The 9,018-nt window shown below is 75.1% G+C and carries 3 protein-coding genes; all 3 read right to left on the reverse strand.

The window, feature by feature from the left end; all coding sequences use genetic code 11:
• Positions 1–1,574, reverse strand: a 1,574-nt coding sequence (locus ACJ73U_RS08240; protein WP_407776941.1) for an amino acid adenylation domain-containing protein, incomplete at its 3' end; no start/stop codon positions are given.
• 1 nt (position 1,575) lies between these two features.
• Positions 1,576–8,175 (reverse strand): amino acid adenylation domain-containing protein, encoded by a 6,600-nt coding sequence (locus ACJ73U_RS08245; protein ID WP_407776942.1) that lies wholly within the window; start codon positions 8,173–8,175, stop codon positions 1,576–1,578.
• Positions 8,176–8,226: 51 nt separating this feature from the next.
• Positions 8,227–9,018, reverse strand: a 792-nt coding sequence (locus tag ACJ73U_RS08250) for a cytochrome P450 (RefSeq protein ID WP_407776943.1), incomplete at its 5' end; no start/stop codon positions are given.

Here is a 9,018-nt window from a genome sequence, read left to right on the forward strand (position 1 = left end):
CGGTCGAGGACGGTCACCTCGTGCGGGACGAGGTAGGCGGGTGCGGACGCGCGGACGGCGCGGAGCACGTCGTCAGCGCGGAGCACGTCGTCACCGTCGAGCACGCGGTCGCCCGCCGGTCCCCGCCCCGGGGTCACGAACGCACGCAGCCTGCCGTCGGCGAACACGCTCGCCGCCGTCGCCACGCCGGGCACCGCGAGCAGCTGCGCCTCCACGTCCCCCAGCTCGACCCGGTGGCCCCGGATCTTGACCTGGCGGTCGCGCCTGCCGTGGTAGTCGTAGGTGCCGTCCGGCGCGCGGCTGCCCCGGTCGCCCGTGCGGTAGAGCCGCGCACCGGGGAGTCCGGAGAGGAAGTCGGGCACGAACGCCAGCGCCGTGCGCACCGGGTCGCCGATGTAGCCCCGCCCCACCCCGCGCCCGCCGACCAGGAGCTCGCCCTCGACGTCGGGACCGACCGGCGTGCCGTCGGCGTCCACGACATACAGGCGCGTGTGCTGGATCTCCCTGCCGATCGACGGCCACGACCGCGTCGCGCACTCCTGTCGCGTGACCACGTGGTGGGTGACGTCGTCGGAGCACTCGGTCGGGCCGTAGGCGTTCACGACCGGGATGTCAGGGCAGCAGTCGTACCAGCGCCGCGCCAGCCGCGCGGGCAACGCCTCCCCGGTCGCGACCAGGTGGCGCAGCGTCCCCAGGCCCGCCCGCAGGCCGGCGTCCTCGGTCAGCTCGTCCACGAGCACGGAGAGGAACGACGGCACGATCTCGAGCACCGTCACGCCGTGCCGCGCCACCCACGCCACCAGCTCCGCGGGCTCGGACAGGTTCGCCGGTGACGCGACGGCCACCCGGGCGCCGGCCGACGCCGCGACCAGCGTCTGCCACACGGAGATGTCGAACGACAGCGGCGCGGTCAGCCCGATGACGTCCGCCGCGCCGAGTGCGAGGTCGTGCCGTTTGGCCGCGAGATGGTTGACCATCCCGCCGTCGGTGACCATCGCGCCCTTGGGGCTGCCGGTCGACCCCGACGTGAAGATGACGTAGGCGAGACCGTCCCGCGCCCGTGGCGGAACGTCCGGGACGGCATCGACGGTACCGACCGTGCTGTCTCCGGCGGCGCTGTCCCCGGCGGCGACGAGCACCGTCGGCCGGTCCGGCCCCGCGCCCGCGGCGACCTCGGCCGCGTACGCCTCGTGTCCCCGCTGCACGAGCAGCACCCGCACACTCGCCGTGCGGCACATCTCCTGGGCGCGCGGCACGGGAGTGGTCGGCTCGACCGGCATGAACGCGGCGCCGGCACGCAGGACGCCGAGCACCATCGCGACGTAGGAGGGTCCGCGTTCGGCCACGACCGCCACCACCGACTCCGGGCCGACCAGGCCCCCGTGCCCGTCCGGAGCCCCCGGCGGGACCTCGACCGCCCGCAGTGCGGCGGCGTGGGCGGCCGACGTCCGGTCCAGCTCGGCGTAGGTGATGCCGACGCCGTCGGCCACGACGGCGCACGCCGTGGGAGGAGCCGCCGCGAGGCGGGCGTCGAACCCGGTCAGCACGTCCTGCGACAGCGGTGGGACGGTCATGTCAGCTCCTCTCGACGTCCCCGACCGGGACGAGGTCCGGGTCGCGGAGCCGCTCGAGCGCGTGGTCCCCGGTCGCGACGAGCGCGCGGAGGGCGGCGGGCAGGCGGACGGTCAGCGCCACGACGTCGGCGTGGTCGTACCGGTCGGTCGCGTACCGGTAGGACACGAGGTAGCGCCCGTCCCGCTCCTCGACGTCGACGGTCAGCGGGTAGGGGGCGGCGTCGGTGTCGACGTCCACGAGCTCGGTGGTCAGGCCGTCGAACTCGGCGGGGCGGCCGGGTGGCTGCATCACGAGCACGACGTCGAACGGCGATCCGTCCCCGCCCGGCGACGCGGGCAGCAGGGCGACGAGCTCCTGGAACGGGACGTGCGCCGACCGGTAGGCGCGCAGTGCCGCGTCGCGGGTCCGGTGCAGGGCGTCGGTGACCGTGTCGGTGAGGGCGACGTCCACGGCGAGGACCGACACGTTGAGCAGCGGCCCGACGATCCCCCGCCACTCCGGCCGGTCGCGCTGCGCGATGAGCGCACCGAGCAGCACGGTCTCCCGCGCCGGGCCGCCGCTGTGGACCAGGGCCGACAACGCGGTCGCGAAGACGAGGTAGGACGTGGTGCCGGTCCGGCCGGCGAGCTCGCGGACGGCCGCGGCGAGGTCGTCGTCGAGCCACCGGGAGATCCGCCCGGCGCCCGGTGGCGCCGGCGGGCCCGACCGGGCCGGCAGGGGCGAGCGGGCCACCGGCCCGGTGACCGCGTCGCGCCAGCGCGCCGCGATGGCGGCCCGGTCCTGCGCCGCCCACCACGCCCGCTCGTCGTGGCAGTAGTCCGCGAAGCCGTACTCGTGCCGGTGCGCGGCGCGGGTGCCACCGCGCACCCGCTGGTTGTAGGCGTCCGCGAGGTCGGTCAGGAACACCGTGAGCGACCAGCCGTCGCACACGATGTGGTCGATGGTGACGAACAGGCCCCAGTCCTTGGCGCCGAGCCTGGCCAGCAGTGCGCGCAACGGCAGCTCCCGGCGAGGGTCGCCGACCCGGTTCGCCTCCTCGGCCAGCACGCGGTCGAACACCTCGGTGCCGAACTCCGCCACCGCCCCGCGCAGGTCGAGCCGGGACAGGGTGAAGTCCTCGACCGGCCGGGGTGTCCAGGTCAGCGCCGCGCCGTCGGTCGCGAACCGGGCGAGCAGGACGCGGTGCCGGTCGAGGACGGCACGCAGCGCGGACTCCAGCGCGTCCTCGTCGAGCAGGCCGTGGAACCGCAGCACGCCGGGCATGTTGTAGGTCGGCCGGTCCGGGTCCATCTCGCGCAGGAACCAGAAGCGCTGCTGCGCGGCGCTCGCCGGCACCGGACCGGCCGGGGCCGGGTTCGCCGCACGGGCCGGGGTGGCCGGGTCGGCCTGGCGGACGGCGGCGACGAAGTCGCGCAGCCTCGGGTTGCGGAACACCGCGTCGACCTCGAGGTCGACGTCCAGGGTCTGCGCGACCCGGTCGATCATCGTGAGCGCCACCAGCGAGTGCCCGCCGAGCGCGAAGAAGCTGTCGTCGAGGGAGACGGCGTCCCGGTCGAGGAGGCCCGCCCAGATCGCGCGGACCGTGGCGGCCAGCGGGTCGTCGACGCGGTCGGTGCCCGCGTCGCCGGCCGAGCCCGGCGCGGCGAAGTCCAGCGCCGGGTAGTCCACCTTGCCGTTCTTCGAGCGGGGCAGCCGGGGCACCCGCACGAGGACGGTGGGGATCATGTGGCGGGGCAGCAGCTCGGCGAGCGCGGTGCGCAGCCGATCGTCCTCGTCGATCCCCAGCACCACCGGCTCGCCGGCGCTCTCCTGTCCCGCGCCCAGATAGCCGACGAGCATCGCGCCGGTCGCGCCGCGGTGGACCTTGACCGCCGCCTCGCCATCTCCCGCGCTCTCGCGCAGCGCGGCCTCGACCTCGCCCGCCTCGATCCGCTGGCCGCGGATCTTGATCTGGGTGTCCGCGCGGCCGAGGAAGTCGAGGTCGCCGCCCGCGCCCACGCGGCCGAGGTCGCCCGTGCGGTACAGGCGCCCGCCGGGCAGAGGTGCGTACGGGTCGGGCACGAAGACCTGGGCGGTGCGCCGCGGGTCGCCCCGGTAGCCCCGGCCCACCGCGCCGCCGCCGACGTGCAGGGTGCCGACGACGCCGGGCGGCACGGGCACGAGGTCGGCGTCGAGCACGTGCACGGTGGTGTTCGCGAGCGGACGCCCGACCGACACCGTCACCGGTCCGGCCTCGCCCGATCCGCACAGGCCGGCGGTGACGTCGTCGGTGCACTCGGCGGGGCCGTAGGCGTTGTGGATCGGGACGTGCGGCAGCTCGCGGACCCAGCGGCGCAGCACGTCGTGGGTGAGCGTCTCACCGGTCGACAGCACCACCCGCAGCGCGCCCGGCTCGGCGGCGAGGCCCGCGTCGAGGAGCGCGACGATGTTGGCGGGCACCAGTTCCAGCATGGTCACGCCGCCGTCGACCACGGCGCGCAGCAGCCTGGCGGGTGACTGGGCGACGGGGTCGGGCATGATCCGCACCCGCCCGCCGAGCATCAGCGGGGTCAGCAGCTGCCACACGGAGATGTCGAACGACACCGGCGCGGTCTGGGCCACGCGGTCGTCGGCGTCGAGGCCGAAGTGCTCGGCCAGCTGCCACATGTGGTTGGTCACGCCGTAGTTGGTGGAGACCGCGGCCTTCGGCAGCCCGGTCGAGCCGGAGGTGTGGATGATCGTCGACGCGCCGTGGTCGGGGCACACCCGGACTGGCCGGGTCGCGCTCCGCCCGGCGGCCAGCTCGGCCATGTCGAGGGGTGGCGCCCCGCCGGCCTGCCGCGTCGCCGCGGTGAGCAGTGCCCGGCCGGCTCCGCTCGCGACGGCCGCGGCGGGCGCGACCGCGGCGACCATGGCGGCCGCGCGCCGCGGCGCCTCCCGCGGGCTGATCGGCACGTAGCACCCGTCGGCCTTGTGGATGCCGAGCACCGTGACCAGGTAGTCGACGGACCGGTCCGCGCAGACGACAACATTGGCGTCGACCCCGACGCCTGCCGCACGCAGCCGGGCGGCCACGTGGTTGGCCCGCTCGTCGAGCTCGGCGTAGGTGAGCCGGACGGCGCCGTCGTCGGCCGCGACCCGGTCGGGCGTCCGGTCGACCACCCGCTCGAACGAGTCGAGGTAGTTGCCCGGCCGCCGCACCGTCGGGCCGGTGGCGACGGCGACCCGCGCGGCGATCTGCGCCGGCGTGAGCAGCGGGAGCGCGCCGACGGCGGCGCCCGGGCCGTCGGCGAGCGCGGTCAGCAGCGTGCGGAACGCCGCCGCGAGGCTCCTCGCCTGCCCCTCGGTCACCTTCTTCCGGTCGTACTGGACGTCGAAGCGGAGGCGGTCGCGGCGCACGGCGACGTTGAGCCCGAGGTCCGACTGCGCGGTGTGGTCCGGCAGCGGATGGCCGTGCAGCACCGCGCCACCGAGGGGGACCGCGGCCGCCGGGTCGCCCATGACCGCGGCCGCGACGTGCTCGCCGCCCGGCAGCGCGGTCGTGTAGTACGAGAACATCGCCTGGAAGATCGTCCCGGCCGCGGTCGTGCGGTCCGGGTTCACCAGCCGGGTGATGTGCGAGAGCGGCAGTTCCTGGTGGTCCATGGCGTCCAGGACGCGCGCCTGCGTCCGCCGAGCGAACGCCTCGAACCCGTCGGCGGGTGCGAAGGCCGAGCGGACCGGCAGGACGTTCACCAGGTAGCCGACCCAGGACGCCAGCCTCCGGTCCGCCCGGCCGGCGGTCGGCACGCCGACCACGAGGTCCCGCTGGCCGGTGAGGCGGTGCAACAGGATCTGGTAGGCGGCGAGCAGCACGTTGTGCAGGGTGAGCCCGGAGGCACGGGCGAACCGGGCCAGCGCCGCGGTGGTGGCGGGGTCGACCTCGAACGACAGGGCCTCGCCCGGTCCGGGTGGTTCGGCCGGGTCCGCGACCGGCAGCGCGAGCGCGGGCAGTTCGCCAGCCAGCTCGGCCTGCCAGAAGGCGCGGAGGTCCGCCCCGCGGTCGGCCAGGACGGCCCGCTCCAGCTCGGCGGGTGAGGTGCCCTCCGGTGCGGCGGACAGGCAGCCACCACACGCCGAGGCGAGGTCGGCCACGATGACCGCCAGGGACGACACGTCGCACACGATGTGGTGCAGCGACACCACGAGCAGCCAGTCGTCCTGCCGCCGCAGCACGGCGGCCCGCAGCAGCGGGTCGTGCTCGAGGTCGAACGGCCTGGTGGCGAAGTCGCGGTACCAGGCCGCCTCGTCCGCGGGCGACCAGGTCGTGGCGTCGTGGACCTCGACGGATGCCGGGCGGTCGCGCACCACCGCGCGGGGCTCCCCGGCGGTGGCGAGCACCGCGAGCCGCAGGCTGGGGTGGCGGCGCACCACGGCGCCGAACGCGGCGGACAGCGCCGCGGTGTCCACGTCGCCGGTGAGCCGGAACGCGCGGGTGACGTTGTAGTCCGCGCTGCCGGGGAACGCCCGGTGCAGGAACCAGAGTGCCCGCTGCGCGGCGTTCAGCTCGTAGCCGTGCGCCTCCGGCGCGGGCACGGGCGGTGCTGCCGCTGGTGTTGCTGCCGTGGCCATCGCGGCCAGCTCGGCGATCGACTCCGCCCGCAGCGTCGCGGTCGGGCCCAGCTCGATCCCCAGCGCCTCCTCCAGCTCGTGCCGCAGCTGGGTGGCCGTCAGGGAGTCCGCGCCGAGCGCGGCGAGCGAGTCCTGCGGCGCGGGGCGCCGCGGCAGGTCCAGGACCTCGCGCAGGTGGTCGCGGAGCACGTCGGCGCACGCGCCGGCCCGCGCGGCGGGATCGGTGGGCAGGGCGGCGAGTCGCGCGGCCAGATCCGGCCCGCGCCGCCCGGTCTCCGCGGCCGTGTCCGTGTGCAGTGCGGGCAGCTCGCCCGCGAGGAAGCGCCGCCGAGCCGCATGGCGCGCGACCTTGCCGCTGGAGGTCTTGGTGACGGTGCGGGGCGGGACCAGGACCACGGTGCGCGCGGCGACGCCGTGCACCCGCGAGAGGGTCGTGCGGATCCGGGCCGCGATCTCCGCGTGCCGTTCCGGCGGGGTGTCGGGCCGAACCTCCTGGCACACCACGACGGCCTCGTCGCCGTCGTGCTCGACGCCGAACACCGCGCCGCAGCCGGGCCGCACGGACTCGTGGCAGACCGAGACGTCGGCCTCGAGGTCCTCCGGGTGCACGTTGCGGCCCCGCTGGACGATCAGGTCCTTGTGCCTGCCCTCGACGTGCAGCCTCCCCCGGTGCACGAAACCGAGGTCCCCGGTGCGCATGAACCTCCCCGGCTCGCCGGGCAGCGTGACGCCGAAGGTGGCGGCGTCCTGGTCACCGTCCTGGTCACCCCAGTACCCGGACCCGTTGCTGGGACCGGACACGAGGATCTCGCCGGTCGTGCCCTCGGCGACGGGGGTGAGGGTGGCCGGGTCGGCGATCCGCACGGTCGCGTGCGCGGGCAGCGGGTACCCGACCAGCTCCCGCACGGCCTCCCCGTCCGCGTTCCCGTCTGCCGCGGTGCGCGCGCGGCCCACGGCCAGCGACGCCGCGGCGAAGGTCCCGGTCATGGCACCCACCGGGTCGGTCCCCTCGGCGCGCGCCGCGGTGACGAGCAGGGTCGCCTCGGCCAGCCCGTAGCACGGCATGTGGGCGGACGGGCTGAACCCGACGCCGGCGAACGCGTCCGTGAACGCCCGCAGCGTGCGCGGGTAGACCTGGGCCGCGCCGTTGAACGCCACCCGCCAGCTCGACAGGTCCAGCCCCGCCCTGTCCTCGTCGGACACCTTGCGGACACACAGGTCGTAGGCGAAGTTGGGGCCGCCGCTGATGTCGGCCCGCTCCGCGGAGATCGTCTCCAGCCAGCTCGCCGGCCGCCGCACGAACGACAGCGGGTCGAGGATCACGCCCCGGCCGCCGGTGTAGAGCGGCTGCAGCATGCCGCCGATGAGTCCCATGTCGTGGTGCAGCGGCAGCCAGCTCACGATCGTCGAGTCCGGCGTGACCCCGAACGACGCGCGGATCGCCGCCTCGTTGGCCAGCAGCGCGCCGTGGGACACCACGACGCCCCGCGGTGTCCTGGTCGATCCGGAGGTGTACTGGAGGAACGCGACGTCCCCGTCCGTGAGGGCCGGCAGCGGCCGCGCCGCCGCGCCGGTGGTGTCGAGCGCGTCGACGAGCAGCCACTCGTGGTCCGCGCACAACCGGCGCAGGTCCTCGTCGGCCGCGGCGAGGTCGTGCAGGAAGGACGTCGAGAGCACCGCGGTGATCCCGCAGTCCGCCGCCACCGCGAGCACCCGGCGGCGGGTGTTCTCGTCGGCGGGCAGCGGCATCGGCACCGCGATCACCCCGGCCTCGAGGCACCCGAGGAACGACACCGCGAACTCGGGACCGGGCGGGAGGACGATCATCGCCCGGTCCCCCCGCGCCATCCTCCCGGCGAGCACACGCGCCATGGCGCGGGTGCGTTCGGCGAGCTCGCCGTAGGTCAGCTCGACCCTCGGCGTGCCGGGCGCGGTGGGTGGGAAGGTCAGCGCGACCCGGGACGGCGCGCGCTCCGCGTGGCCGCGGAGCCTCGTGTGCAGCGTGTCCACTTGCGACTTCCCTCTCACTAGCCCGATCCCGGTCCTCGCGGCACCCGCGCGTCAGCGCCAGTCGACCCGCAGCGTCAGCTCGTTCGCGCCGAACACGAGGCGCGGGTCGAGCAGGCGGCTGGTCCCGTAGTCGATCGTGATCGTCCGCGCCTGTTCGAGGAACCGGCGCAGCGCGATGTTGATCTCCATCCGCGCCAGCGGGGTGCCGAGGCAGAAGTGCGCGCCGTGCCCCAGCCCGATGTGCGGGTTCGGCGACCGGGCGATGTCGAAGACCTCCGGGTTGGTGAACTTCCTCGGGTCCCGGTTCGCGGCGGCGAGCCAGACCGAGACGCCTTCGCCCGCGGGGATCTCCTGCCCGCCGACGGTGACCGGCTTCACCGTCTTGCGCGCCACGCGGGTCGTCTGGGCGCGGAAGCGCATGACCTCCTCGACCGCGGACTCGAGCAGGTCGGGGTTCGCCCGCAGCCGGGCGAACTCGTCCGGGTGCTGGTCGAAGCAGATGACGAAGTTGGCCAGGGTCTGCGTCGCGGTCTGCCCCGCGGTGAGGTTCAGCGAGATGAGACCCGCGATCTCGGCGTCCTCGAGCCGCTCACCGTCCAGTTCGGACTGGACGAGCCTGCTCGTCAGGTCGTCGGTCGGGTTCTCGCGCCTGCTGCGGACGTGCGCCTGGAGGTAGTCGCGGATTATCCTGGTGTTCTCGACGACCTCCTTGACCCCGTTCTTCGTCTGCGCCGGGTCGGTCAGCGACATCAGGGCCTTGGACCAGTTGCGGAACAGCACGTGGTCCTCGGTCGGGATGCCCACCATCTGCGCGATGGTGGTCGACACGATCGGCGAGGTGAA

Source organism: Actinophytocola sp. (assembly GCF_045807065.1).
GTDB lineage: Bacteria > Actinomycetota > Actinomycetes > Mycobacteriales > Pseudonocardiaceae > Actinophytocola.